This window comes from Bacillus sp. LJBS06 (genome assembly GCF_016924995.1).
In the GTDB taxonomy this organism is placed as follows: Bacteria; Bacillota; Bacilli; order Bacillales; family Bacillaceae; genus Bacillus; species Bacillus stercoris.
This window is the reverse complement of sequence record NZ_CP070483.1, coordinates 3,459,617-3,485,611: the sequence shown is the minus strand read 5'-3', so window position 1 is coordinate 3,485,611 and position 25,995 is coordinate 3,459,617. Positions and strand designations below refer to the sequence as shown.

23 protein-coding genes, 1 tRNA gene and 1 pseudogene are annotated in these 25,995 nt (G+C 44.3%); 18 read left to right on the top strand and 7 right to left on the bottom strand.

Going from position 1 to position 25,995, the window contains the following annotated elements:
* Window positions 1-38 precede the first annotated feature (38 nt).
* The 4 genes from psdR to psdB all read left to right on the top strand — a co-directional run bounded on the left by psdR (window position 39) and on the right by psdB (window position 4,593).
* Entirely contained in the window at window positions 39-752 is a 714-nt protein-coding gene (gene psdR, locus JQX68_RS17750) for a two-component system response regulator PsdR (protein ID WP_014665488.1), read from the top strand.
* Window positions 746-1,816, top strand: coding sequence for a two-component sensor histidine kinase PsdS (gene psdS / locus JQX68_RS17745; protein ID WP_205440369.1), 1,071 nt, complete (start codon window positions 746-748; stop codon window positions 1,814-1,816). The genes psdR and psdS overlap by 7 nt, the downstream gene beginning before the upstream one ends.
* A gap of 82 nt (window positions 1,817-1,898) precedes the next feature.
* The gene (psdA, locus tag JQX68_RS17740) at window positions 1,899-2,678 is read left to right on the top strand and encodes a lantibiotic ABC transporter ATP-binding protein PsdA (protein ID WP_205440368.1); all 780 of its coding nucleotides are present in this window, start codon (window positions 1,899-1,901) and stop codon (window positions 2,676-2,678) included.
* Window positions 2,653-4,593, top strand: a complete 1,941-nt coding sequence (gene psdB, locus JQX68_RS17735) for a lantibiotic ABC transporter permease PsdB (RefSeq protein ID WP_205440367.1) — start codon at window positions 2,653-2,655, stop codon at window positions 4,591-4,593. Before psdA ends, psdB begins: the two co-directional genes overlap by 26 nt.
* A gap of 36 nt (window positions 4,594-4,629) precedes the next feature.
* Here the strand turns inward: psdB and JQX68_RS17730 are convergent, their stop codons facing one another.
* Window positions 4,630-5,607, bottom strand: coding sequence for a 2-hydroxyacid dehydrogenase (locus JQX68_RS17730; RefSeq protein ID WP_081483646.1), 978 nt, complete (start codon window positions 5,605-5,607; stop codon window positions 4,630-4,632).
* A 382-nt stretch (window positions 5,608-5,989) separates the two neighbouring features.
* Here JQX68_RS17730 and JQX68_RS17725 point away from each other — a divergent pair, with 382 nt between their 5' ends.
* Together JQX68_RS17725 and JQX68_RS17720 are read left to right on the top strand one after the other, a co-directional pair.
* Window positions 5,990-6,583: a beta-class carbonic anhydrase gene (locus JQX68_RS17725; protein ID WP_103749337.1), complete on the top strand. Its 594-nt coding sequence runs from the start codon at window positions 5,990-5,992 to the stop codon at window positions 6,581-6,583.
* Window positions 6,584-6,601: 18 nt separating this feature from the next.
* Window positions 6,602-8,194, top strand: a complete 1,593-nt coding sequence (locus tag JQX68_RS17720; RefSeq protein WP_147772569.1) for a SulP family inorganic anion transporter — start codon at window positions 6,602-6,604, stop codon at window positions 8,192-8,194.
* Between the two features lie 27 nt (window positions 8,195-8,221).
* Here JQX68_RS17720 and JQX68_RS17715 read toward each other — a convergent pair whose 3' ends face one another.
* Complete coding sequence (locus JQX68_RS17715; protein WP_040081731.1) at window positions 8,222-8,542, bottom strand: MazG nucleotide pyrophosphohydrolase domain-containing protein; 321 nt, start codon at window positions 8,540-8,542, stop codon at window positions 8,222-8,224.
* A 116-nt stretch (window positions 8,543-8,658) separates the two neighbouring features.
* On the opposite strand from JQX68_RS17715, the gene JQX68_RS17710 reads away from it, so the two are divergent.
* From JQX68_RS17710 to pgmB, 10 genes are all read left to right on the top strand, one after another.
* Window positions 8,659-9,234, top strand: a complete 576-nt coding sequence (locus JQX68_RS17710; RefSeq protein WP_103749340.1) for an LOG family protein — start codon at window positions 8,659-8,661, stop codon at window positions 9,232-9,234.
* A 199-nt stretch (window positions 9,235-9,433) separates the two neighbouring features.
* On the top strand, window positions 9,434-10,384 hold the full coding sequence (locus tag JQX68_RS17705; protein WP_134975070.1) for a LacI family DNA-binding transcriptional regulator: 951 nt from the start codon (window positions 9,434-9,436) through the stop codon (window positions 10,382-10,384).
* Window positions 10,385-10,495: 111 nt separating this feature from the next.
* Complete coding sequence (gene mdxD, locus JQX68_RS17700) at window positions 10,496-12,265, top strand: maltogenic alpha-amylase (RefSeq protein ID WP_205440366.1); 1,770 nt, start codon at window positions 10,496-10,498, stop codon at window positions 12,263-12,265.
* Between the two features lie 95 nt (window positions 12,266-12,360).
* Complete coding sequence (mdxE, locus tag JQX68_RS17695) at window positions 12,361-13,614, top strand: maltodextrin ABC transporter substrate-binding protein MdxE (protein ID WP_014665477.1); 1,254 nt, start codon at window positions 12,361-12,363, stop codon at window positions 13,612-13,614.
* Between the two features lie 39 nt (window positions 13,615-13,653).
* A complete protein-coding gene (mdxF, locus tag JQX68_RS17690; protein ID WP_040081736.1) occupies window positions 13,654-14,961 on the top strand; it encodes a maltodextrin ABC transporter permease MdxF in 1,308 nt (435 codons plus the stop codon).
* On the top strand, window positions 14,962-15,798 hold the full coding sequence (gene mdxG, locus JQX68_RS17685) for a maltodextrin ABC transporter permease MdxG (RefSeq protein WP_147772566.1): 837 nt from the start codon (window positions 14,962-14,964) through the stop codon (window positions 15,796-15,798).
* Window positions 15,799-15,802: 4 nt separating this feature from the next.
* Window positions 15,803-16,687, top strand: coding sequence for a DUF1189 domain-containing protein (locus JQX68_RS17680; protein ID WP_069150372.1), 885 nt, complete (start codon window positions 15,803-15,805; stop codon window positions 16,685-16,687).
* A complete protein-coding gene (locus JQX68_RS17675; protein ID WP_069150371.1) occupies window positions 16,665-18,938 on the top strand; it encodes a glycoside hydrolase family 65 protein in 2,274 nt (757 codons plus the stop codon). The genes JQX68_RS17680 and JQX68_RS17675 overlap by 23 nt, the downstream gene beginning before the upstream one ends.
* On the top strand, window positions 18,931-20,616 hold the full coding sequence (gene malL, locus JQX68_RS17670; protein WP_205440365.1) for an oligo-1,6-glucosidase: 1,686 nt from the start codon (window positions 18,931-18,933) through the stop codon (window positions 20,614-20,616). Before JQX68_RS17675 ends, malL begins: the two co-directional genes overlap by 8 nt.
* Window positions 20,613-21,287: a beta-phosphoglucomutase gene (gene pgmB, locus JQX68_RS17665; protein WP_069150369.1), complete on the top strand. Its 675-nt coding sequence runs from the start codon at window positions 20,613-20,615 to the stop codon at window positions 21,285-21,287. Before malL ends, pgmB begins: the two co-directional genes overlap by 4 nt.
* Window positions 21,288-21,332: 45 nt before the next feature.
* On the opposite strand, the gene clpP is transcribed toward pgmB, so the two are convergent.
* Window positions 21,333-21,923 (bottom strand): ATP-dependent Clp endopeptidase proteolytic subunit ClpP, encoded by a 591-nt coding sequence (gene clpP / locus JQX68_RS17660; RefSeq protein ID WP_014665471.1) that lies wholly within the window; start codon window positions 21,921-21,923, stop codon window positions 21,333-21,335.
* 269 nt (window positions 21,924-22,192) lie between these two features.
* On the opposite strand from clpP, the gene JQX68_RS17655 reads away from it, so the two are divergent.
* Both JQX68_RS17655 and JQX68_RS17650 read left to right on the top strand, forming a co-directional pair.
* Window positions 22,193-22,268, top strand: a tRNA-Arg gene (locus JQX68_RS17655).
* A 148-nt stretch (window positions 22,269-22,416) separates the two neighbouring features.
* A pseudogene (locus JQX68_RS17650) lies at window positions 22,417-22,929 on the top strand (DUF3231 family protein).
* Window positions 22,930-22,964: 35 nt separating this feature from the next.
* Here the strand turns inward: JQX68_RS17650 and JQX68_RS17645 are convergent.
* The 4 genes from JQX68_RS17645 to aspP form a co-directional block, all read right to left on the bottom strand.
* A complete protein-coding gene (locus JQX68_RS17645; RefSeq protein ID WP_069150367.1) occupies window positions 22,965-23,285 on the bottom strand; it encodes a DMT family transporter in 321 nt (106 codons plus the stop codon).
* Entirely contained in the window at window positions 23,285-23,620 is a 336-nt protein-coding gene (locus tag JQX68_RS17640; protein ID WP_134975076.1) for an SMR family transporter, read from the bottom strand. Before JQX68_RS17640 ends, JQX68_RS17645 begins: the two co-directional genes overlap by 1 nt.
* Before the next feature lie 80 nt (window positions 23,621-23,700).
* On the bottom strand, window positions 23,701-24,285 hold the full coding sequence (locus JQX68_RS17635; RefSeq protein WP_014665467.1) for a TetR/AcrR family transcriptional regulator: 585 nt from the start codon (window positions 24,283-24,285) through the stop codon (window positions 23,701-23,703).
* A 95-nt stretch (window positions 24,286-24,380) separates the two neighbouring features.
* Window positions 24,381-25,943, bottom strand: coding sequence for an aspartate/proton symporter AspP (aspP, locus tag JQX68_RS17630; RefSeq protein ID WP_147772562.1), 1,563 nt, complete (start codon window positions 25,941-25,943; stop codon window positions 24,381-24,383).
* Between the last annotated feature and the right edge of the window lie 52 nt (window positions 25,944-25,995).

Here is a 25,995-nt window from a genome sequence, read left to right as displayed (position 1 = left end):
AGAAAAATCATCGTGATGTACATATAAGGGGGATCAACGTGTATCAGATTTTGCTTGTGGAAGATGATGAGCGGATTGCTTCTTTGCTGGGCGGTCATCTTCAAAAATACGGATATGAAGTAAAAATTGCTGAACAGCTGAATGATATAAAATTGGAATTTGCAGAAATGAAGCCTGATCTTGTCCTGCTTGACATCAACCTGCCTTTTTTTGACGGGTTTTATTGGTGCAGGCAAATACGTACGATTTCTAATGCGCCGATTATCTTTATATCAGCACGGACCGATGAGCTGAATCAGGTAATGGCGATTGAAAATGGCGGCGATGATTATATCACAAAGCCGTTCCATCTAGAGGTAGTGATGGCCAAAATCAAAAGCGTCCTGCGCCGCACATATGGTGAATATTCGCCCTCTTTGCCGCAGGAATCAAGAATAGTGGAACTTGGCGGGCTGACGATTTATCCTGATCAGAATGAAGCGGAGTGGAACAGTGTCCGGATTTTGTTTTCCCAAAAAGAATTCCAGCTTCTCTCGATTTTTGTGAGGGAGCATAAAAAAATTGTCTCCCGTGATGTGCTATTGGAGGCGTTATGGGATGACGTTGATTTTGTCGATGACAACACGTTAACGGTCAATGTCAACCGGCTGCGGAGAAAACTGGAGAATGCCGGACTGAAAGATTGTATTTCAACAATCAGAGGACAAGGCTATCAATTTCAAGTCAATCGGAAGGATGAAGCGGAGTGTTAAAGACGTATCTCATCGACCGTTTCGCCATTATACTATTTTCATTATTAGGGATAGGGGCCAGCATGCTGATTGCGTATTTAAGCATCATAGAGAGCGGCGCAGAACCATCTAAAGAAAATATGGTGTATATATGGATTTTGCCTGGTGTTCTTCTAGCTGCCGGTTTTGCAGCTGATTACGTCCGGCAATATTCCTTTCTCACCTATGTCAAAAAGCTTGCAGAACAAGCGTCTGCTGCAAATGACATCGGACAGTCTTTGAAAGCCCGAAAGCCAAGAACAGGAGAGCAAGGGCTTTGGACGAAAATGATCAACGCGCTCGGGCAGCAATACGAAAGCAGGCTCTCACAATATATCAATCAGCAAAAGCAGCATTATACCTTCACCAATCAATGGGTCCACCATATGAAAACACCGGTATCCGTCATTTCCTTAATGATTCAGGAAGGAAAAAGCGGAACCGCACCCTCTTTTCCGACGTTTTTAGAGGAGCTGGAGGATGAGAATGAGAGATTTCGCCACGGTCTTGATATGATGCTGCAAACGGCCCGGCTGGAGGAATTCGCCTTTGATGTAAAGCCGCAAACCTTTGATTTGGCCGAAATGGTTCGTTCACTGATCAATCAGGAAAAACGTCAGTTTATTAAACGGCGCCTTTTTCCAACATTACATGTGCCGCCAAATGCCGTTCAGATTTCCAGTGATCAAAAGTGGCTTTCCTTTGTTGTCGAGCAAATCCTTTTCAACGCTTTAAAATATTCAAAGCAAGGTGTGGGAGACCCTATTACAATCCGGATTGAAACACAGGGACATGAGACGCGCCTGTCGGTTGCTGATGAAGGCATCGGTATACCACCGCAGGATCTGCCGCGGATTTTTGACGCGTTTTTTACCGGAGAAAACGGACGAACCATGAAAGAGGCAACTGGAATGGGCCTTTATTTAGCAAAACAGGTGTGCAGCCGTCTCGGCCATAAGCTGTATGCGGAATCAAAAGAAGGGGCTGGCACTGTGATGACCATCGTGTTTTCAAGTGACACCCTCGCGAATGTGACAGCATTGTAAGGTTGGGGAGCGGAATTGCAAGAAAGTTCGATGGGAGGATGCTGACTTCCTTTTTATAATAAAGAAAAAGGAGGAGCAAAACATGAACGTGTTGCAAACAACGAACCTATCGAAAACGTACTATTCAAATAAAGGGACAATCTCATATCAAGCGCTCAGCGGCTTTGATCTCAGTGTGGCAAAAGGAGAATTTGTCGGGATTATGGGGCCGTCTGGAAGCGGAAAAACCACGCTCCTGAATTTGCTGGCTACCATTGATAAGCCGACGCAGGGCGAGATGATGATCAACGGCATTCAGCCGAAAACGTTAAAGGATCAGGACCTGGCTATGTTTCGCAGAAGAGAACTCGGTTTTGTCTTTCAGGACTTTAATCTGCTTGATACGCTGACGATACGTGAAAATATTCTCTTGCCGCTCGCATTGGATAAGATAAAGTTGAGAGAAATGGAAGCCCGTTTGGATGAACTGGCGGATACGCTGCAAATCAAGCATATTCTTGACCACCGGACATACGAGGTGTCGGGCGGGCAGCAGCAGCGGGCAGCCTGTGCCAGAGCGATTATTCACAATCCGGCCCTCATTCTTGCAGATGAACCGACAGGAAACCTCGACTCAAAATCGGCAAAGCAAGTGATGAACACACTGGCTCAGCTGAATGAAGAAAAGGAAGCGACGATTTTATTGGTTACGCATGATGCTACAGCGGCAAGCTTCTGTAAACGGATTGTGTTTATTAAAGACGGACGTTTCTTTTCAGAGATTCACAGAGGAACAAACAGGCAGGTGTTTTATCAAAGTATATTGGATACCTTGAGTGTGTTGGGAGGCGATTTTCATGAATTTGAGAACCATCGCCCGTAAAAACATTCTTGGGAATCTGCAACGATATGTCGCCTACTTTTTAAGCTGTGTGTTTGCCGTTTCAGTGTTTTTTGTCTTCACATCTTTTATTTTTCATCCTGATGTCAATGAAGACAATATATATGGCGGAAGCCTTGTCAAAACATGCTTGAGTGCAGCTCTTGTCGTCATCATTGTGTTTTGTATATTTTTCATCACATATTCCAATTCGGCTTTTTTGCAGGCAAGAAAGAAAGAGTTTGGCCTGCTGACGCTGTTTGGCACATCAAAGCAGCAGCTTCGCAAGATGATTTATTATGAGCAATCACTCATTTCTCTTGCAGCGATTGCGGCCGGCATTGGAGCAGGTCTTTTATTTTCAAAACTGTTTTTTATGATCATGACATGGATGCTCAGCGTGAAGGTGCCGATTTCGTTTGCCATTGTACCGAAAGCGTTTGTGATGACAGCTGTCGGCTTTCTCATCCTGTTTCAGACGCTGCTCATTTTATCACTGGGGCGGATTCGGAAGCTGGAAATCATTGAACTGATTAAATCGGCCCAAAAGCCGAAAAGCCTGCCGGTCTATTCGAAATGGCTCACTGTGCTGTCTTTGCTTTGTCTTGGCAGCGGTTATTACTTATCTGCAACAGCCAATGCGATCGACATGATGTTTCGTGTCTTTCCAATTTTGATCTTAGTATTAATCGGGACGTATTTCTTTTTTACCCAAAGCAGTGTGGCGTTCTTCCGCATGCTGTACAGAAAGAAAAACAGCTTCTATAAAGGCACGAATATTATTGTGCGTTCCAACATGATATTCAGGCTGAAGGATCATGCACGCATGCTGTTTTTAACCTCTGTCATTACGGCGGTCATACTCACAGCTACAGGTGTCATCTATATGTTTTATTCCGATTTACAAACGCAGGAGGAGCAAAGCATTCCTCAGTCTGTTTCCTGGGTGGAAAAAGACGCGTCGCGATTTCAGGTCATGAAGCCTGAGACGGCTGAACATACATTGAAAAAAGCTCATGCTGTTATCAAGTATAAGGTGGATACAACAGGGATTCCGGTCACTTTCCAATCAGATTTGCCGTATGGAAACAAGAAAACAGAAACGGAAGCCTTGCTGATTCCAGCAAATATCTATAATCTAGTCGCAAAGGAAAAAGGGCTTCCAGTTATTCATTTACAAGAAAATGAAGCATTTATTAATGTTCCTTTTCAAATGATGGTGAAAGACACATTTGGAGAAGGGGAAACAGCGGCATTTCATATGAAGTCAGGAAAAACACTTTCCTACACAATGAAAAAGCAGCAAAACAAAGGGATATTGATGTCAGTCGATGGAGTCAGCCGTTTATTGGTCGTCAGCGAAAAGAGCTTTGACAGTCTGACACAGAATGTGCCGCTGAAGGAACAGATGAGAGTGGTAGGTTATGAGCTTGAGAATTGGCAGGAGACGGTGGATGTCTCTGAAAAGCTTGAAAACATGGTGCCGAAAGAACATACATCTGATTTTCAAACGCGTGCTCCAAGCTATCAAATCGTGAAGCAGGGAGTTGCATTAATGCTGTTTATTGGTCTGTTTGTCAGCGTGCTGTTTTTTATCGTGCAAGGAAGCATGCTGTATTTGCGGATGTTTACAGAAATAGAAGATACAAGAGTGCAAGTTTTAGCATTAAAGAGAATGGGAATTACGGACAGAGAGATTCACTCGATCCTTGGAAAGCAAATTGGATTTTTGTTCTTCATCCCATTTATTGCGGGCACAATTCACGCCGGCTTTGCGTATGCTGCGTTAAGCAATATGCTGAATTCCAACTTATTTTTTGAGGCAGTAATTGTTATCTTCATTTATTTTGTGTTCCAGGCTGTTTATTATATCGTTACCCGCCATATTTATAAGCGTGCTGTTCTTCAGCGTATGTAATATAAAATCCGGTCTGTATCAGACCGGATTTTTGATTTATTGAAATTCTCTTGTGAGATTTTTCGGTGTTTGTCCTTGAATGGCTGCGATCATATTTTCGGCAGCCTGTTTGCACATGTTGAAGCGCACTTTAGCTGTTGCTGAACCAATGTGAGGAAGCAAAGTGACATTATCCAACTGTAAGAGCGGGTTATCTTGGGTAACAGGCTCTTTTTCGTATACGTCTAAGCCGGCTCCTCTGATCCAGCCTTCCTGAAGGGCGCGAATCAGCGCTTTTTCATCAACTGTCTTTCCCCGGGAAATATTGACGAAAATTGCTGAATCCTTCATCATCTTAAATTCACGTTCGCCTATCATATGGTACGTTTCATCTGTTAGCGGCGTAATGAGCAGAATAAAATCAGATTGCTCTAGCAATGTATCAAGCTCAGCGTACTTAACGCCGATGCTGTCTTCTGTTTCTTGTTTGCGATGGCGGTTATGATAAAGCACTTCCATATCAAAACCAAATTTGGCGCGTCTCGCTGCTTGTTCGCCAATTCTGCCCATGCCGATAATGCCTAACGTTTGATGATGAACGTCAATGCCGAAAAGCGCTTCCTCTTCAACGGTTCCCCATTTTCCCGCTCTGACAAAACGGTCCAGTTCGGCAACACGTCTGGCAGAAGACAGAATCAAAGAAAAGGCCAGATCTGCTACTGTGTCATCCAGTGTATAAGGTGTATGAGTGCCGACGACTCCTCTTTCTTTCATTGCTTCTATATCGAAGTTATCGTAGCCTACTGATTGGTTGCTGACCACTTTGAGCTTTGGCGCGTGTTCCAGCAATTCACGATTGATTGACGGTCCGGACGTTCCTGACGTTAAAAGCCCTTCCGCATCTTTTAATTTCTCAAATAGCACATCACTCGGAAGCGTATCCTCCTGCCATACTTCATAACGGCAATGTTCACCGATGAATGCTTCAATCTCTTCAGGAATCGGTTTTGTGATAAATACAAATGGTTTCAACAAGGCTCCCCCTTTATGGCTGTTGTCCATTTTATTATATCGGAAATAAATAGATGTTAAAAATATGGCTGCGTCCATTTTAATTTCTGGTTCTTTTGAACTTAAAATGGAGGTCGGACAGCTAAATTCGCTTAAAAAAGTTTTTTAATTATCAGAATTCACCTATATTTTTTGTCAGACAAATCATCAATATCGAGTTGGAGCCAGATTATAGGATTCAATAAATATAAATTTTATTATCTTTGAAAGATATAAATGTTTATGTTTTGATTCTACAGTCCAATTATAGTGTCTTTTTTTGAAAGCCTTTTCGCGGTGTATTCCTATGCTATAATTCCTTACTGTAAGCTGGGGAAGAAGGCTTGCAAAATTATATGGATGGGAGATGAATCAAATGGTTTCTTTAACATCAATTTTGGAACACAATCAGCGGTTTGTCAGAGAGAAGAAGTATGAACCGTACAAAACGACTAAGTTTCCTTCAAAAAAGCTCGTCATTGTCACCTGTATGGATACAAGGCTTACAGAACTTCTTCCGCAAGCAATGGGGCTTAAAAACGGTGATGCTAAAATTGTAAAAAACGCGGGAGCCATCGTTTCTCACCCATTTGGAAGCGTGATGCGAAGCATACTGGTTGCGATTTATGAATTGCAGGCTGAAGAGGTGTGCATTGTCGGCCATCATGAATGTGGAATGTCAGGACTGAATGCTTCCTCAATTCTTGAGAAAGCAAAGGAACGCGGAGTAGAGGAAAGCTGCCTGAATTTGCTGACGAGCGCCGGACTTGATTTGAAAACGTGGCTGACCGGCTTTCACAGCGTGGAAGAAAGCGTTTCCCACAGTGTGAATCTGATCAAGAACCATCCGTTGCTGCCGAAAAAGGTGCCGGTACACGGGCTTGTCATTCATCCTGAAACAGGAAAACTAGATGTGGTCATTAACGGTTATGAAACTGAGCTCATAAACACACATTTATAAGGGAGGTTATAGCAAAATATGCGATTCTCAGGGAGATTCAAGGGATACAATTTGCAGAAATTTCAGAAAGATTTAATTGCAGGTATCGTAGTAGGTGTCGTGGCAATTCCATTAGGGATGGCGTTTGCCATTGCCTCGGGAGTCGAGCCTGAATATGGGCTATACACTGTTGTTATAGCTGGGATTTGTATTTCTTTGTTTGGAGGATCTAAATATCAAATTGGCGGTCCGACGGGTGCCTTTGTCCCGATTCTTTTCGGCATTATCATGCAGTATGGCTTGGAAAATCTGCTGATTGCGGGGTTTATGGCAGGAGTGATGCTGGTGCTGTTCGGGCTGTTTAAGCTCGGAAAAATAATGAAATTCGTGCCGAAACCCGTTATCGTCGGTTTTACAGCCGGAATTGCCGTGCTGATCTTTACGGAACAAATCGCTAATTTTCTCGGATTGAGAAATGTTGAAAAACATGAGAACTTTCATCACAACATGTTTGAAATTGTGCAGCAGCTCGGCACCTTTAACGTGTATGCCATTTTGACAGCTGTGATCGGGCTTGTCATTTTGCTTGTATCCGCCAAAGTGATGCCTAAAGTGCCGGGCGCTTTGTTGGCGCTTCTTATTTCCACAGTGGTCGCGGTTGTCTTTTTCCCTGACCGCATGGCAACAATCGGGTCAACTTATGGAGAAATCCCCCGCCATTTGCCTGAATTTCAGTTTCCTGAGCTTACTCTGGATAAAATGGTCATGATGTTTCCGGCAGCGCTTGTCATCGCGCTTCTTGGAGGACTTGAGTCGATTTTGTCGGCAATGGTCGCTGATAACATGAAGGGCTCAAAGCATGACAGCAACAAAGAGCTTGTCGGCCAGGGGATTGCGAATATGGCAGCGCCCTTGTTTGGCGGAATCCCGGCTACAGGAGCGATTGCAAGAACGGCGACCAATATAAAAAACGGAGCGGTTTCCCCTGTTTCCGGCGTCGTTCACGGTGTAGTCGTTCTCCTTGTCCTGCTTGTATTCGCGCCTTATGCCTCCCATGTGCCGCTTGCCAGTATGGCACCGATTCTCATGGTGGTCGCGTGGAATATGAGTGAGCGCAAGGAAGTCGCAAATATGCTGAGACTGAAAAACGCTGATTCCTTTATTTTGGCGGCGACCTTCGCCCTCACAGTTCTGTTTGACTTAATCATCGGTGTGGCAACCGGATTGCTGCTTGCATTCGTGTTCTTTATCAGAAGAATGAGCGAAGCGACCCGCATCCACAATCAGGAATCGCATCCTGTTCTGGGGAAGAGAGAAGATCCATCTGTCAGCATGTATGCAATAGAAGGGCCGCTGTTTTTCGGATCAATTGATTCCCTTGAATCGTCATTGCTGGAGCATGTACAGAAAAAACCGAAAACCCTCATCCTGCTCATGAATAAGGTGCACTATATGGATACGTCAGCTGAAGCGGTGCTAGGGAACATTATGAATCGAATTAAGCGCCACAATGGAAAGCTGATGATTGTAGGATTACAATCGCAGCCGAAGGAGCTGCTGCATAAAACAGGCCTTTTTCACAAAATAGGAAAACAGCATTTCTTTGATCACCATGATGAAATCACAGGTTAAAAAAAGCGGCCATTGCGGCCGCTTTTTTCATGCATGCTCAAATCGTTTTGTCAGTTTTTCTTGGTGGGCCTTCATGACGTCTTCTAAAGAGACACCATACATATCAGCAAGAATGGCGATATTTCCGATGACATCTCCCATTTCTTCGATCAATTCTTGTTTTTTCTCAGCGCGTGACGATTCTTTCTCATCCGGCCGGTCTCTGCCAATTTCATACGCCCTCACAGCCCGGGCCAGTTCTCCGGCTTCCTCCATTAAAAAGCCGACCCGAATAAACGGCCCGTATTCTGTCCAGCCTCTTTTTTCGTAAAACTCTTTCATCCATTTTTCTGCATCAGCCAGCTGCAACATCATCACTCCTGCATTCTTTATGTATTTCATATTGATATTATCACATGAAGATGGGACAATATATAGTGTCTTTCGGGATATTTAACACGATATATAGATGCGGAGATGACAAGATGAAAACCATTTGTGTATTTGCAGGGTCAAACCCAGGGGGAAATGAAGCGTATAAAAGAAAAGCGGCAGAGCTTGGCACGTACATGGCTGAGCAGGGAATCGGGCTTGTCTATGGGGGCTCCCGCGTAGGCTTGATGGGCACGATTGCTGACGCGATTATGGAAAACGGCGGAACTGCAATCGGGGTCATGCCGAGCGGTTTGTTCAGCGGAGAAGTTGTTCATCAAAACCTGACTGAGCTGATTGAAGTAAACGGGATGCATGAACGAAAGGCTAAAATGAGCGAGCTGGCGGACGGCTTTATCTCGATGCCGGGAGGGTTCGGTACATATGAAGAATTATTTGAAGTGCTTTGCTGGGCACAGATTGGCATCCACCAAAAACCAATCGGACTGTACAATGTAAACGGATATTTTGAACCGATGATGAAAATGGTGAAATACAGTATACAAGAAGGGTTTTCTAACGACTCGCACCTAAAACTGCTTCACAGCTCGTCACGGCCGGATGAGTTAATTGAGCAAATGCAAAATTATTCTTATCCGATTTTAGAGAAAAAGTGGACGGAAATTTAAAAAGATCCTTTATTGTGAATAGCGTATTTGGTCTAATTGCCGGGCAGAGAATGTATTAAAAATCGAGTTTTTTAACAATGTGAGGTTTCCAGAAGGAAATCTCTTTTTTATTTCTCTTTTGCCTGCATGGTATATTTAGCAGTAAAAGAGGACTTTTTCACTAGTTTGGATAATAAGCACAGATAAGGAGGGGATGAAAATGGCAACGTTGTCAGATGTGGCAAAAAAAGCTAATGTTTCGAAAATGACGGTATCACGAGTGATCAATCACCCTGAGACGGTGACAGATGAATTGAAAAAGCTTGTTCATTCTGCGATGAAAGAGCTGAATTACATCCCTAATTATGCGGCAAGAGCGCTCGTGCAAAACAGAACACAGGTTGTAAAACTATTGATTCTTGAGGAAATGGATACGACAGAACCATATTACATGAACCTGCTGACAGGAATCAGCAGGGAGCTGGATCGCAATCACTATGCTCTCCAGCTTGTGACAAGAAATTCTCTCAATATTGGCCAATGTGACGGCATTATTGCTACCGGCTTGAGAAGGACTGATTTTGAAGGTGTAATAAAAGCGTTTGAGAAGCCGCTCGTCGTATTCGGGCAAAATGAAATGGGCTATGACTTTATCGATGTGAATAACGAGAAAGGCACTTTTATGGCAACCCGCCATGTGATGGGGCTGGGTGAGCGGGAAGTGGTCTTTTTTGGCATTGATTTAGATGAGCCTTTCGAACGTGCAAGAGAACAGGGGTATATACGGGCAATGAATGAAAGCTTTAAAAAGACGAATATGTTTCGGGTTGACAACAGTTCTACGAAAAGTGAAGGCCTTGCAAGAGAACTGCTGACATCCATGGACAATCAGGCGGCATTTGTCTGCGCATCTGATCGAATCGCGCTCGGCGTCATTCGTGCGGCACAATCGCTTGGAAAGCGAATTCCAGAAGATGTGGCGGTTACCGGGAATGACGGTGTGTTTCTTGATCGCATCTCCTCACCGCGGTTGACTACGGTCAGACAGCCTGTTGTTGAAATGGGAGAAGCCTGTGCGAAAATGTTGCTGAAAAAAATGAATGAAGACGGTGCAGCTCAAGGAAGCCTATTTTTTGAACCAGAGTTAATTGTACGAGAATCAACGCTGTAAGCCCTTATTCTGTTATCGGTAACAGGGGGAAAAGGATTGTTCCTGCTATTCCGTCATGATACTTTCAAACTATGAGCCGGCTTCAATAACACGGAAATCAAAGGGGGAGACATGATGGAATATGCAGCGATTCACCATCAGCCATTCAGTACTGATGCTTATTCTTATGATGGGCGGACAGTGCATATCAAGATTCGGACGAAAAAAGATGATGCAGATCACATTCGCGTCATTTGGGGTGATCCCTATGAGTACAACGACGGCAGCTGGTCGGCAAACGAGCAGCCGATGAAGAAAATTGCCGCAACAGACGTGCATGACTATTGGTTTGCTGAAGTGGTGCCGCCATTTAGGCGTTTACAATATGCGTTTGTTGTAGCAGCCGATCATGAAGACATCTTTTTCGGAAGCTCGGGTGTATGCCCTTATAACGAAAAAACATTGGAGACGATCCATTATTATTTTAAATTTCCATTTGTTCATGAGGCTGATACATTTCAAGCGCCTGAATGGGTTAAGTCAACGGTTTGGTATCAAATTTTTCCGGAGCGTTTTGCAAATGGAAGAGAAGACTTGTCACCGAAGAATGCATTGCCGTGGGGGAGCAAGGATCCGGACGTCAATGATTTTTTTGGAGGGGATTTGCAAGGGATTGTTGACAAGCTTGATTATTTAGAGGATTTAGGGGTGAACGGCATTTATCTGACGCCGATCTTTTCCGCGCCTTCTAATCATAAATACGACACGCTGGATTACTTTTCTATTGATCCGCATTTTGGGGATCCCGAGCTTTTTCGTACATTGGTCAGCCAGCTTCATCAGCGGGGGATGAGAATTATGCTAGATGCGGTTTTTAACCATATAGGAAGCGCATCTCCGCAATGGCAGGATGTCCTCAAAAACGGAGCTCAATCCCGCTATAAAGACTGGTTCCATATTCACTCTTTTCCTGTCACAGAAGACAATTATGACAGGTTTGCTTTTACAGCTGATATGCCGAAGCTAAACACGGCGAATCCCGAGGTGCAGAAATATTTGCTTGATATTGCTTTGTACTGGATTCGGGAATTTGACATTGACGGCTGGCGTTTGGATGTCGCAAATGAAGTGGATCACGTGTTTTGGAAGACATTCAGGAAGGCTGTATCAGCAGAAAAGCCTGATGTTTATATTTTAGGTGAGATCTGGCATTCTGCTGAACCCTGGCTTAGAGGGGATGAATTTCATGCGGTGATGAACTACCCTTTTACAGAACCTATGAATGAATACTTTGCTGACCAGACGATCCCAGCCTCACGTATGGCCCACCGTGTCAATGCACATTTGATGAATGGGATGAAGCAGGCCAATGAGGTGATGTTTAATTTACTGGATAGCCATGATACAAAGCGCCTTTTGACCAGATGCCGCAATGATGAGAAGAAAGCTCGCGCGTTGCTGGCCTTTATGTTTGCCCAGACAGGCTCACCATGCATCTATTACGGAACGGAAATCGGGCTGGACGGCGAAAATGATCCATTATGCCGGAAATGTATGGTTTGGGAAACGGAAAAGCAAAACCAGGACATGCTGCGATTTATGAAACGGTTAATTGCTTTACGCAAGCAGGAAAACACTTTGTTGACTGAAGGACATCTTGAGTGGAATCTGCTGGATGACAAAAATGATTTTATGAGCTTTTCGCGGACTCTCGATGAAAAAATACTGATTTATTTCTTTAATCAGGGGAATGCGGTTCAACACGTCAGTTTACGAGAATTGAATATTGAAAGGAATAAGAAAATCTGCGATGCATGGACAGAGCAGCCGCTTCATCATCACGACGTCATTGCCGTTCAGCCGGGGGAATTTTTGATTTTGAGTGCTGCCGCCCCAGTATAACATTCTGTTATCGGTAACAAATCGAAAGCTGTTGTAACCGCTTTCTTCAGGACAATACAATTGTTATAGTTTCGTAAATAGAAGGGGGAAAAGAGATGATTCTTTTTAAAAAGGGGTTCGCCATATTGGCGGCATCATTTCTGGCAATCAGCCTTGCCGCCTGCTCAAGTTCAAAAAATCCAGCAAGCGCTGATGGCAAAAAGGTGCTGACTGTGTCTGTCGAGGAAACGTATAAAGAATACATTGAAAGCATCAAAGCAAAGTTTGAAAAAGAGAATGATGTCACAGTCAAAATTGTTGAAAAGCAAATGTTCGAACAGTTGGAAGCGCTTCCCCTTGATGGCCCGGCGGGTAACGCGCCTGATGTTATGCTTGCTGCATATGACCGGATCGGCGGTTTGGGACAGCAGGGGCATTTGCTCGACATTAAGCCCTCTCATACAAAGAGCTTTGGAGAGAAAGAAATGCAGCAGGTGACAGTTGACGGCAAAGTGTACGGAATGCCGCTAGTCATTGAGACACTTATTTTGTATTACAACAAAGATCTTTTAAAAACAGCACCCAAAACATTTAAAGACCTTGAAAAGTTAATGGAGGATCCTCGATTCGCGTTTGCTTCGGAAAAAGGAAAATCAACCGGATTTTTAGCAAAATGGACTGACTTTTATATGTCGTACGGCTTATTGGCTGGATACGGCGGATATGTATTTGGAAAAAACGGCACAGATTCCGGGGACATCGGCCTGAACAACAAAGGGGCTGTGGAAGCGGCGAAATATGCAGAGAAATGGTTTAAAACCTATTGGCCGAAAGGAATGCAAGACAATTCAAGCGCAGACGACTTTATTCAACAGATGTTTTTAGAAGGCAAAGCGGCTGCGATCATTGGCGGACCGTGGTCAGCTGCCAACTATAAAGAAGCTAAATTGAACTACGGAGCAGCTCCCATTCCGACATTGCCAAATGGAGAAGAATACGCCCCTTTTGCCGGCGGGAAGGGCTGGGTTGCCTCGAAATATACAAAAGAACCCGAGTTGGCTGAAAAATGGATTGAGTATGCTACAAATGATGCCAATGCTTACGCTTTTTATGAGGATACAAACGAAGTTCCAGCCAACACTGCTGCAAGGAAGAAAGCTGATGAGCAAAAGAATGAACTGACGTCAGCTGTGATTAAACAATATGAAACAGCAACGCCGACTCCAAATATTCCAGAAATGGCTGAGGTATGGACAGGAGCGGAAAGTTTGATTTTTGATGCAGCTTCAGGAAAAAAATCCACACAAACAGCAGCGGATGATGCTGTAAACACCATAAAGGAAAATATTAAAGAAAAGTATGTGAAATAAAACGGCGGGATAGCGTCCGGAAGAATAGAGGGCGGAAAAATGAATAAACATCATACACTTGCAAAGCAAAAACGAAAGGCAGGGCTTTTATCGATCATTCCAGGACTTGGGCAGATTGCGAATCAGCAGTTGTCAAAGGGGCTCTTATTTCTTGCCATCACAGGCTTGTTTGCTTTTGAATTATGCGTTTTCGGTATTCAGGCGCTAACCGGATTGATGACATTGGGAAGTGTTGCCGGTGAAGACCACTCGCTGTTTATGCTGATTGAAGGCACGCTGCAATTGATCGTGACGGTGATTTTCCTCATGTTCTATATCTTTAATATTCATGATTCGCGTAAGACCGCCGCAATGAAAGCGGCGGGTTTGGAGATCAATACATCGGCCAAGGATATGCTCAGTTATGCGGGTGATAAAGGGTTTCCATATCTCTTTACACTGCCGGCATATATCATGATGGTATTTGTGATTATCTTTCCGGTTTTGGTGACTCTGTTTGTTGCATGTACAAACTATGATTTTTATCATATACCGCCTAATCATCTGATTGACTGGGTCGGTTTCAAGAATTTCTTGAATATTTTTTTCCTCGGCTCCTATCGTGAAACATTTGTAAATGTACTCGGCTGGACGGTCATCTGGACCATTTGCGCAACAACGCTGCAAATCATTTTAGGTATTGTGACCGCCCTTTTCGTCAATCAGGATTTTATCAAAGGCAAGCGGATATTTCGAATGATTTTCTTATTTCCATGGGCTGTTCCGGCGTTTATTACAATCATGAGTTTTTCCAACATGTTTAACGACAGCATAGGAGCGGTGAATGCACAGGTGATTCCACTATTCAATCATCTGCCGTTTGTTGAGCTGCCTGCGATCGCGTGGAAGACCGATCCTTTCTGGACAAAGACAGCCCTCATTATGATTCAGACGTGGCTCGGCTTTCCATATATTTATGTCATGGTAACGGGAGTGCTTCAGGCGATTCCAGGTGAATTATATGAAGCGGCAAAGATTGACGGGGCCACTTTTATTCAGCGTTTTCGGCATATTACATTTCCGATGATTTTATTTGCGACAGCACCCGTGATGATTACTCAGTATACGTTTAATTTCAATAATTTCTCGATCATCTACTTATTTAATGAGGGAGGACCAGGCAGTGCGGGAGCCGGAGCCGGGTCGACCGATATCTTAATTTCGTGGATTTATAAACTGACAACAGGCACATCACCCCAATATTCTGTTGCGGCGGCTGTGACACTGTTAATTTCTTTCATTGTCATTGGAATTTCACTGATTGCTTTCAAAAAATCGAATGCTTTTGGCAATGAGGAGGTTATGTAGGTGAACGCGAGAACTGCCAGATTCCTTAGTAGAATCTGTACGTATTTGTTTTTAACGCTTTTAAGTATTGTCATTATATATCCGTTGCTGATTACGGCATCATCAGCCTTCCGTGTGGGGAATTCGGCGGCTTTTCAGCTCGATTTTTCGGGGGCTTGGACATTGGATCATTTTAAGCGGCTATTTGACGAAACGCTTTATCTCAATTGGTACAGCAATACACTCGTCATCGCGCTATCGGTTATGGTTTTACAGGTTACAATCGTGACGCTTGCCGGGTACTCGTACAGCCGCTATCGGTTTGCAGGCAGAAAAAAGAGCCTGATATTCTTTTTAATCATTCAAATGGTGCCAACGATGGCAGCGCTGACTGCTTTTTATGTCTTGGCGATGCTGATAGGCGCACTCGATCAATACTGGTTTTTGACAGCTATTTATATCGGCGGCGGAATTCCGATGAACACGTGGCTGATGAAAGGTTATTTTGATACTGTGCCGAGAGAAATTGATGAAGCCGCGCGAATTGACGGAGCGGGCCATCTGAGGATTTTCGTTTCAATCGTTCTGCCGCTTGTTAAGCCAATGCTCGCGGTGCAAGCGCTTTGGGCGTTTATGGCACCGTTTGGCGATTATTTGCTGGCAAAGTTTTTGCTTCGCTCACCGGAAAGGCTGACCATTGCTGTAGGGCTGCAGTCCTTTATTTCAAATCCGCAGCAGCAAAAAGTCGCTCTATTTGCGGCTGGTGCCATCCTTGCCGCACTGCCGATATGCGTTCTATTCTTTTTTCTCCAAAAGAACTTTGTGTCCGGTTTGACAGCCGGCGGAACAAAGGGGTAATTCAATGAAGAATCTGGAGAATAAAAGCTTTATCATCTGCTGCCTGAAGGCGGTTGCATCTCCATCAGGTGTTTGCCGCTGGGGGAATACCTTCAGCTGGCTGCAGCTCTCTTTTCTCTTTATGTTTGTAACGGCCTCCTTGATGGCACCGTTGACAGTTTCGTTTCTGAAAATGGATCGTTTCAGCGTTGCATCTTTCGTGCCGTCAGCGATTCAAAAGGTGAATGATACATTTGCTGATCAATTACAAGGTGTTCAAATCAGAAACGGAAAACTAACAGGCGTGAAGAGCTCTGAGAGGATTGAAGATGGGCAGAATGTGATGGCTGTCGATATGAAGCATGAATATGAGACAAACGGTGAAAATGGGCGATTGAAAGTGAAGGGATTTGACAACGCCATCGTATTTCAGCCTGATCGACTGGTAATGACCGATCAAAACGGAGCAGGGTTTTCTGTTGGCTATGCAAAAATGGACGTTAAGCTCGAGAATCCAAACGCCCATGATGTAGAGGTTTTGATCGATACATTGTGGTTGGCGCAGTATAAGCCGATGATTATGCTCCTGGCATATGCGGTGATTTTGATGATCCAGCTGTTTGTAACGGTTGTTCTTGCCGGAGGCCTTTGGATCACAAAAAGATCAAACATGGTCTCTATTGCGTCATTCAAGGAAGCGGCATCTATAGCGATTTGCGCTTCAGCACTGCCGGCATTTGCGGCAGCTGCTATCGGTCTGATTCATTTTGACTTAATTACTGTATTGATGATCCATTCGTGCGGCGTCACTTTAATGATCACTTTTGCATTTAGATATTTGACAAAATCCCGCCGTGATAATGGAAACTTACATTCGGGAGGAAATGATGATAAATCAGCGGTTATTTGAGATTGATGAATGGAAAATCAAAACAAATACATTTCAAAAGGAGCACACGCGGCTGCTGGAAAGCCTGACGTCTCTTGCCAACGGCTATATGGGGGTCAGAGGGAATTTTGAAGAAGGCTATTCAGGCGACAGTCACCAAGGCACATATATTGCAGGCGTGTGGTTCCCTGACAAAACGCGAGTAGGCTGGTGGAAAAACGGGTATCCGGAATATTTCGGTAAAGTAATCAATGCGATGAACTTTATAGGCATAGGCTTATTTGTAGACGGTGAAAAAATTGATCTCTATCAAAATCAAATCGAATCATTTGAGGTGGAACTCAATATGAAAGAGGGGATTCTGCGGCGAAGCGCTGTTGTCCGCATTCAGGATAAAACCGTCAGAATCAGCTCGGAGCGATTTCTTAGCCTTGCTGTAAAAGAACTTTGCGCAATTCATTATGAAGCGGAGTGCCTGACGGGAGATGCTGTCATTACGCTTGTTCCATACCTGGATGGAAATGTGGCAAATGAAGATTCTAACTACCAAGAACAGTTTTGGCAGGAAGAAGTGAAAGGGGCTGATTCCCACAGCGGCTATTTAGCGGCAAAAACGATCGAAAATCCATTTAGAACACCGCGTTTTACTGTTTTAGCCGCAATGGCAAACGTGACAGATGGCTTTGTCAGTGAAAGCTCTCAAACAGCCGGGATGTATGTTGAGAATCGCTACAGCTACCAAGCGAAGGCATCTTTGAAAAAGTTTATTATCGTCACGACTTCCCGTGATTTTCGGGAAGAAGAATTGTTAACGAAAGCTAAGGAGCTTTTGGCGAATGCTGTTGAGAACGGTTACGAAGAAGCAAAACGGAGGCACACTGATCAATGGAAGGAAAGATGGTCAAAAGCGGACATTGAGATTAAAGGGGATGAGGAGCTTCAGCAAGGAATCCGCTACAATATCTTTCAGTTATTCTCGACATACTACGGGGGCGATGCCCGTTTGAATATCGGGCCGAAAGGATTTACTGGCGAGAAATATGGAGGTGCCGCCTATTGGGACACAGAGGCTTACGCTGTTCCGATGTATTTGGCGACAGCCGAGCCAGAGGTGACGAAAAACCTGCTTTTGTACCGCTATCATCAGTTGGAGCCTGCTAAACGAAACGCCGCAAAATTGGGGATGAAGGGGGCCCTTTATCCGATGGTGACGTTTACAGGGGATGAATGCCACAACGAATGGGAGATCACCTTTGAAGAAATTCACCGCAATGGCGCGATCTGCTATGCAATCTACAATTATATCAATTATACAGGCGACCGCGGCTATATGGAGGAATATGGAATAGACGTTCTTGTGGCAGTCAGCAGATTTTGGGCCGATCGCGTTCACTTCTCGAAACGAAAAAACAAGTATATGATCCATGGCGTCACAGGGCCGAATGAATATGAAAACAACGTCAACAACAATTGGTATACAAATGTCATTGCGGCTTGGACGTTGGAGTATACATTAGAAAATCTCGAAAGTATCTCAGCGGAGAAACGCCGCCTTCTTGATATACAGGAAGAAGAATTGAGCGTCTGGAGAGAAATCATCCAGCACATGTACTATCCGTATAGTGAAGAACTGCAGATTTTCGTTCAGCATGACACATTCTTGGACAAAGACCTGCAAACAGTTGATGAATTAGATCCAGCTGATCGGCCTCTTTATCAGAATTGGTCATGGGACAAAATTCTCCGTTCCAATTTTATTAAGCAGGCAGATGTTCTCCAAGGCATGTATTTTTTTAATGACCGTTTTACAATGGAAGAAAAACGGCGACACTTTGAATTTTATGAACCGATGACTGTTCATGAATCAAGCCTATCGCCATCTGTCCATGCGATTCTCGCAGCCGAACTCAAGCTGGAACAAAAAGCGCTCGAATTATATAAGCGCACAGCAAGGCTTGATCTTGATAATTACAATCATGATACGGAAGAAGGCTTGCATATTACTTCAATGACGGGAAGCTGGCTGGCAATTGTTCACGGTTTTGCGGGCATGCGCACCGCGAATGAGACGCTGTCATTTCATCCGTTTTTACCGAAGGAATGGGACGGCTATTCATTCAACATCAATTATCGAAACCGATTACTCAATGTGACGGTTGACGAAAGGAGCGCCGTGTTTGAGCTTGTAAAAGGCGAGCCGCTGCATATGAAAGTTTATGAGGAACCGGTTGTCCTAAAGGGACGATGTGAAAGGAGAATCCCTAATGAGTGAATGGTGGAAAGAAGCTGTCGTTTATCAAATTTACCCGCGCAGTTTTTATGATGCCAATGGAGATGGATTTGGAGATTTGCAAGGTGTGATTCAAAAGCTGGATTACATCAAAAATCTCGGGGCGGATGTCATCTGGCTCTCCCCGGTGTTTGATTCCCCGCAGGATGACAACGGCTACGATATCAGTGACTACAAAAACATGTACGAAAAGTTTGGGACAAATGAAGATATGTTTCAGCTGATAGATGAAGTCCATAAACGCGGAATGAAAATCGTCATGGATTTGGTTGTGAACCACACGTCGGATGAGCATGCCTGGTTTGCTGAAAGCCGCAAATCGAAGGACAATCCTTACCGGGATTATTATTTTTGGAAAGATCCTAAACCGGACGGCTCAGAGCCGAATAATTGGGGATCGATCTTTTCAGGCTCGGCGTGGACATACGATGAAGGGACAGGACAGTATTATTTGCATTACTTTTCGAAAAAACAGCCTGATTTAAATTGGGAAAATGATGCCGTTCGCCGGGAAGTTTATGATGTAATGAGATTCTGGATGGATAAAGGCGTTGACGGCTGGCGAATGGATGTGATCGGCTCCATTTCCAAGCACACCGATTTTCCGGACTACGAAACGGATCACACCCGCAGCTATATCGTCGGCCGTTATCATTCTAACGGCCCCCGTCTTCATGAGTTTATTCAAGAAATGAACAGGGAAGTGCTTTCTCATTATGACTGCATGACGGTCGGAGAGGCAAACGGCTCTGATATTGAAGAGGCGAAAAAATATACAGACGCAAGCAGGCAAGAGCTGAATATGATCTTTACATTTGAACATATGGATATTGATACAGAACAAAACTCGCCAAATGGGAAATGGCAGATCAAACCGTTCGATTTGGTTGCTTTAAAAAAGACGATGACAAGGTGGCAGACCGGGTTAATGAATGTCGGCTGGAATACCCTGTATTTTGAAAACCATGATCAGCCGAGGGTTATTTCTCGCTGGGGCAATGACGGGAAGCTGCGTAAGGAATGTGCGAAGGCATTTGCAACGGTTCTGCACGGCATGAAAGGAACGCCGTTTATTTACCAAGGAGAAGAAATCGGTATGGTCAACAGCGATATGCCGCTGGAGATGTATGACGATCTTGAAATAAAAAATGCATATCGTGAGCTAGTCGTTGAAAACAAAACGATGTCAGAAAAAGAGTTTCTCAAAGCCGTGATGACAAAAGGACGGGATCATGCGAGAACACCGATGCAGTGGGATGCCGGAAAACATGCGGGATTCACAGCCGGAGCCCCGTGGATACCGGTAAATTCCCGCTATCAAGCTATCAATGTGAAAGAGTCCTTGGAAGATCAAGATTCCATTTTCTATTACTATCAGAAGCTCATTCAATTACGAAAGCAATATAAGATCATCATATATGGCGATTATCAGCTGCTGCAGGAAAATGATCCGCAAGTTTTTTCTTACCTCCGAGAATATCAAGGGGAAAAGCTTCTCGTCGTTGTGAATTTGTCGGAAGAAAAGGCGCTGTTCGAAGCGCCTCCGGAACTGATTCATGAGCGTTGGAAAGTGTTGATTTCGAACTATCCGCAGGAGCCGGCTGACTTGAAAAGTATTAGCCTCAAACCTTATGAAGCTGTGATGGGCATTAGCATATGAGAGCTGTCATTTTTGATTTAGACGGAGTGATAACAGATACAGCTGAATATCATTTTCTTGCTTGGAAGCACATCGCAGAACAAATCGATATCCCCTTTGACAGAGACATGAATGAAAGGCTAAAAGGAATCAGCCGAGAAGCGTCACTTGAAAGGATACTTATTTTTGGCGGAGCGGAAAAAAAGTATACAAATGCTGAGAAACAAGAACTCATGCATCAAAAGAATCAATATTATCAAACGCTGATCAGCAAATTGACGCCGGAAGATCTTTTGCCGGGGATCGGCAGGCTTCTATGTCAATTAAAAAACGAAAATATAAAAATCGGGTTAGCATCCTCTAGCCGCAATGCCCCCGAGATTTTAAGACATTTGGCAATTATTGATGATTTTGATGCCATTGTTGACCCGGCAGCTCTTGCGAAGGGGAAGCCCGATCCTGAAATCTTTTTAACAGCTGCAGCGCTGCTCGATGTTTCCCCGGCTGATTGCGCGGCAATAGAAGACGCAGAAGCAGGCATTTCCGCAATCAAATCCGCAGGGATGTTTGCGGTTGGAGTCGGTCAAGAACAGTCGATGCTTGGTGCTGATCTGGTTGTGAGGCAGACGAGTGATCTGACACTTGAGCTGTTACACGGGGAATGGGAGCAGTATAGAATCAAAAGTGTTTAAATAAAAAACCTGCAAGAGACGCAGCTCCTGCAGGTTTTGTTGTGACTATTTGTCTTCTGTGTGAGTCAAAATTTTGTCAATCAGGCCGTATTCAAGCGCTTCTTCAGCAGACTTGAAGTTATCACGGTCTGTGTCGCGTTCGATTACTTCAAGCGGCTGGCCAGTACGTTCAGCAAGGACTTTGTTTAATTTGTCGCGAAGCAAGAGAATGCGTTTCGCGGCAATTTCAATTTCTGTCGCTTGACCTTGCGCACCGCCAAGAGGCTGGTGAATCATGACTTCACTGTTTGGAAGCGCATAGCGTTTGCCTTTTTCACCGGCTGCAAGCAGGAACGCGCCCATTGACGCAGCCATACCGATACAAATTGTAGATACTTTCGGTTTAATAAACTGCATGGTATCATAGATCGCCATACCGGCTGTAATAGAGCCGCCCGGGCTGTTGATGTAAAGAGAAATTTCTTTTTCAGGGTCTTCTGCTGCTAAGAATAAAAGCTGTGACACGATGGAGTTCGCAACGTTGTCATCAATCGCAGATCCAAGCATGATGATACGATCCTTTAATAGACGAGAATAAATGTCATACGCTCTTTCCCCGCGGTTCGTTTGTTCAATGACTGTAGGTATTAAATTCATAATGCTCCTCCTTCACCTTTTAGGTAAGTATGTAGTTACATGATACATTTTTGGTCAATAAAGGTCAAACAAAAAGCTGGCCTGATATGCAAAGTCGTCTCTTTTTCCCATTTTCCCCAAAAATACAGGGGTTCAAACCATCTTATGTCAAATTGCCAATTAAGATGCTGTGTCTGTTTAAAAAACGGCGTCTTGAAATAGAGGGTTGTTATTTGAATGGAATTATCGTATAATTAGTTGTGCTGACGTTCTCATAACGCAGTCCATATGCGCTCGTAGCTCAGTTGGATAGAGCGGTGGTTTCCGGTACCACGTCTGTCGGGGGTTCGAATCCCTCCGAGCGCGTCCAATAGAACAACAGGAAAGACAAGGGTTTGGCATTTTGCCGCTCTTGTCTTTTTTGTTTCATAAATCTTTCTTGCTGCAACATATATTTTCCTCCTCTCGGGCAGTTTATGAGATGTGCGATATTGAATTTGCGAGGAGGATGAACATGGGTATTTTAAGCGGAAACCCGCAGGATGAACCGATGCATTATGGTGAGGTATTCGGCTTGTGGAGTTATGTGATGGCGGGCAATAAAATGGTCGGCAATTACCAGATGCTATTGCATCATGTCGGTGATGACGACCTGTAGAAGCTGCTACGTGAGTCTATTGAGAAATGCCAAGATGAAATCAAACAGGTCAGCACGATCCTGAAAGAAAACGGGGTGGCGCTGCCGCCGGCTTCTCCTGAACCGCCGACAGCAGATCTTAACGATATTCCGCCCGGTGCACGGTTTCTCGATCCGGATGTGGCGGCCTCCGCGGCAGCGGAAAATGCTGCAGGTCTTGTGACATGCAGCAAAATGATGGGGCAATCGATTCGTGAGGATATTGCCATGATGTTTGGGCAATTTCATATATCGAAAGCGGCAACCGGCGCAAAATACTTAAGGCTGCTAAAAAACAAAGGCTGGCTCATCCCGCCGCCGCTTCATCTTGAAAAACATCACGACGCTTAATGGCAAAGGCATATACAGCTGTATATGCCTTTATTTTATGAAGAAGACGTAAGACGCAAGCCGATAACGCCGGCTAGGATAAGGCAAAGAGAAATCACCTGTGAGAGCTGAAACCGCTCCTTAAACCAAATGAGCCCGACCGCCGAAACGCCAATGCTGCCAATGCCGGTCCAGACGGCATAAGCGACTCCGGCAGGCAGGACGATCATCGCTTGGGACAGGCAGTAAAAGGATAAGCCGAATCCAAGCGTCATCACAATGATCGGCCATTTTTTTCTTGTCCCATCAATATATTTCATGGCAACGGCAGCTATAATTTCTTCTATGCCGGCAATCACTAATAAAAACCATGCCATTATTGTTCACCTCCCGGCTGAGATTTGCTTTCTTTCGTAAATAATTTCATTCCTAAAATGCCAGCGAGCAACAAAGCTAAAAAGAACATCTGGGCTGCTGAGAAGGATTCGCCCAGAACAATTCCGGTCATATATGTTCCGACGGTTCCGATTCCGACAAACACAGTGTACGCGGCGGCCATGGGGATTTTTCGATAAGAGCGGATCAACAGGAGAAAGCTGATCGCGATCAAGATAAAAATGATGATCCAATCCAAAAGCGAATCGGCATGTTTGAGGGAAGAGGCCCAAACAACTTCTAAAAGTCCTGCAATCAAAACAAGAACCCAATTCAAATGAAACACCTCTCTAATTTATGAATGAACGTCAGTCATTTTCAGGGCGTAAAAAATGATCGGTGTTACCCAGTCATTTTTTAAGCAGTACCTAAACTTCGTTTTAAGAAAGTAAAGATTTCTTTTTTATACACTTCAACATTTTCATCTTGTTCAAATCCGATATAGAATCGTTCCGCAGTGTTCTCGACCAAGTTGATAATCGTTCTGGCCGTCCATTTTGAATTGATTCCTTCCGTTATCTCATGGTTTGCAATTGCCTTATTGATGATTTTTTCAAGCCAGGAATAATAAGGCTGATAGATCGTTTCCCATTTTTCCATGGAGTGGTCGATCGCAAGCCCGGAATAACAGAGGACAATAATATCCTTATGGCGTTCTGTAATGAGAAATGTCTCATCAATTAATATATCTAAAACGGTCCAAAAATCCTCGTCCCCATGCAGCCTGCCTTTGATTTGATCAAGTGTATGGGTGAGAAGATTTTCTGCAATAGCCGGTATGAGGGCATTTTTAGATGAGAAATACAAATAGAATGTTCCTTGTGCAGTGCCGGCCTTTTTGACAATATCAGAAATAGAAGCCTTATCCAGGCCTTTTTCAGAAATGACTTCTATGGCTGCCTGCAGAATTTTTTCATATTTGCCTGATGTTTGTTTTGGCATAAGGAACACCTCCTAGAAATGACTGACTCTCATTCATTTTATCGCGTGTATGTATGTTTGTAAAGAATAAAGAAGCAAGAAAACCTCTTGCTTCTTTATTTATCATAATCAATGGCGGCTTTTGGGAGCCCGGTATACTTGGCCCAGTAATAAATCGCAAGTGAGCCGATTGCGACTAAAATGAGGTCGATGGGATTGCTGATGATCCCTAAGCCATGTCCGAAAGAACCGATGTAGGAAAAGATCAGCATCATAATATAAAACCCGATAAGCCACCAGGCTGATTTCAGCTGCTGAGCGAGGCTGACATCTTCTTTAGGTGTATATTTGCTGAAGCAGAGATAGATCAAAAACATCACGAGCTGTGAACCGAGCAGCCAGGAGACTGTTCTCCATCCTGACCAGTACACGATAAACGCTGTAAATATAAAGGAAAGCGGACCGATAATGCTCATTCCTTTTAAATAAAATGGCCTGTCTAAGTCCTTCGCGTTAACCCTCAGCGCAGCAGAAGAAATGGGTGCAATCGCATATGAAAGAATGAGTGCGACTGAACAGACATTGACGAGCGCGTTCCACGAAGGAAAGGGAAGTGTCCAGAAAATGGACAGGGCAAACGAAAGCCAAAGTGAAGCGCGCGGTGTCCCCGTTTCTTTATTGACCTTTGAGAATATGCCAAATAATGTCCCGTTGCGCGCCCAGGCGTAAACGAGCCGAGATGTCGTATTCATAAAAATATTTCCGTTTCCCCCGGGAGACAGAATGGCGTCTAAAATGACAAGCGTTGCAAGCCAGCCTAACCCGAGCATGACCGCAATATCCTTAAACGGCAATGAGAACTCCCGGCCTATTGCCGGCCAGCCATTTTTCAGCGTTTCTGTCGGAATTGCACCAATAAAGGTGACCTGCAAAACAGTGTAAATGATGGTTGAAACGATGATGCAAATGATTAAAGCGATCGGGATATTACGCTTTGGATTTTGCACTTCACCTGCTACAGATACAATTGGATGCAGGCCGAGATACGCAAACATCACGCCGCCTGTCGAGATGGCGGCCTGAATACCTGTAAATCCAAACGGTGCAAATCCTTCAACGGATAAGTTCTCCGGCTGAAAATGAAAGATCAGCACGATAATGATGGTAATCGGCACAATATATTTAAAAATCGATATGATGAAATTCGCCTTAGCGAAGGTTTTGACGCTCCAATAGTTCAGCAGGAAAAACAAGCATAATAAGGCAAACTGCAAGATCCAGCCGGAAATGGTCGGTGAATCAGATCCTTTAATGGTCAGGCCGGGAAACCAATAAGCCACATACTGGCGCACAGCGGTCACTTCAATGGAAATCAAGCTTGTGTAAGCGACAATCGTGACAAACGAAATTAAATAGCCGACAAGGTGGCCATGTGAATAAACGGGGTATCGAATGATGCCTCCGGTACGGGGCAGAGCGGCTCCGAGCTCTGCATATACGAGCCCGATTAACAAAATAATGGCTCCTCCGAGGATCCAGGAAAAAGCGCCGGAGGGCCCAGCTTTTGAAGCGACATTACTGACAGCGAACAGCCACGCTGATCCAAAGATGGCTCCCATCCCAATTAAAATCAGATCAAACAGAGACATTGATTTCTGAAAATTTCCTTGTTTAGACATTCGCTTCCTCCTTCGAAACCAGCCTTATATTCCTTACAATGCCCAATATGTA

What these genes read in the sequence shown, in the direction of transcription:
- psdA (WP_205440368.1), top strand. Translation starts at nt 1,899, where the DNA reads ATGAACGTGTTGCAAACAACGAACCTATCGAAAACGTACTATTCAAAT.
- psdB (WP_205440367.1), top strand. Translation starts at nt 2,653, where the DNA reads ATGAATTTGAGAACCATCGCCCGTAAAAACATTCTTGGGAATCTGCAA.
- JQX68_RS17725 (WP_103749337.1), top strand. Translation starts at nt 5,990, where the DNA reads ATGAATCAAATGGTTTCTTTAACATCAATTTTGGAACACAATCAGCGG.
- JQX68_RS17720 (WP_147772569.1), top strand. Translation starts at nt 6,602, where the DNA reads ATGCGATTCTCAGGGAGATTCAAGGGATACAATTTGCAGAAATTTCAG.
- JQX68_RS17710 (WP_103749340.1), top strand. Translation starts at nt 8,659, where the DNA reads ATGAAAACCATTTGTGTATTTGCAGGGTCAAACCCAGGGGGAAATGAA.
- JQX68_RS17705 (WP_134975070.1), top strand. Translation starts at nt 9,434, where the DNA reads ATGGCAACGTTGTCAGATGTGGCAAAAAAAGCTAATGTTTCGAAAATG.
- mdxD (WP_205440366.1), top strand. Translation starts at nt 10,496, where the DNA reads ATGATGGAATATGCAGCGATTCACCATCAGCCATTCAGTACTGATGCT.
- mdxE (WP_014665477.1), top strand. Translation starts at nt 12,361, where the DNA reads ATGATTCTTTTTAAAAAGGGGTTCGCCATATTGGCGGCATCATTTCTG.
- mdxF (WP_040081736.1), top strand. Translation starts at nt 13,654, where the DNA reads ATGAATAAACATCATACACTTGCAAAGCAAAAACGAAAGGCAGGGCTT.
- JQX68_RS17680 (WP_069150372.1), top strand. Translation starts at nt 15,803, where the DNA reads ATGAAGAATCTGGAGAATAAAAGCTTTATCATCTGCTGCCTGAAGGCG.
- JQX68_RS17675 (WP_069150371.1), top strand. Translation starts at nt 16,665, where the DNA reads ATGATAAATCAGCGGTTATTTGAGATTGATGAATGGAAAATCAAAACA.
- malL (WP_205440365.1), top strand. Translation starts at nt 18,931, where the DNA reads ATGAGTGAATGGTGGAAAGAAGCTGTCGTTTATCAAATTTACCCGCGC.
- pgmB (WP_069150369.1), top strand. Translation starts at nt 20,613, where the DNA reads ATGAGAGCTGTCATTTTTGATTTAGACGGAGTGATAACAGATACAGCT.
- clpP (WP_014665471.1), bottom strand. Translation starts at nt 21,923, where the DNA reads ATGAATTTAATACCTACAGTCATTGAACAAACGAACCGCGGGGAAAGA.
- JQX68_RS17645 (WP_069150367.1), bottom strand. Translation starts at nt 23,285, where the DNA reads ATGGCATGGTTTTTATTAGTGATTGCCGGCATAGAAGAAATTATAGCT.
- JQX68_RS17635 (WP_014665467.1), bottom strand. Translation starts at nt 24,285, where the DNA reads ATGCCAAAACAAACATCAGGCAAATATGAAAAAATTCTGCAGGCAGCC.
- aspP (WP_147772562.1), bottom strand. Translation starts at nt 25,943, where the DNA reads ATGTCTAAACAAGGAAATTTTCAGAAATCAATGTCTCTGTTTGATCTG.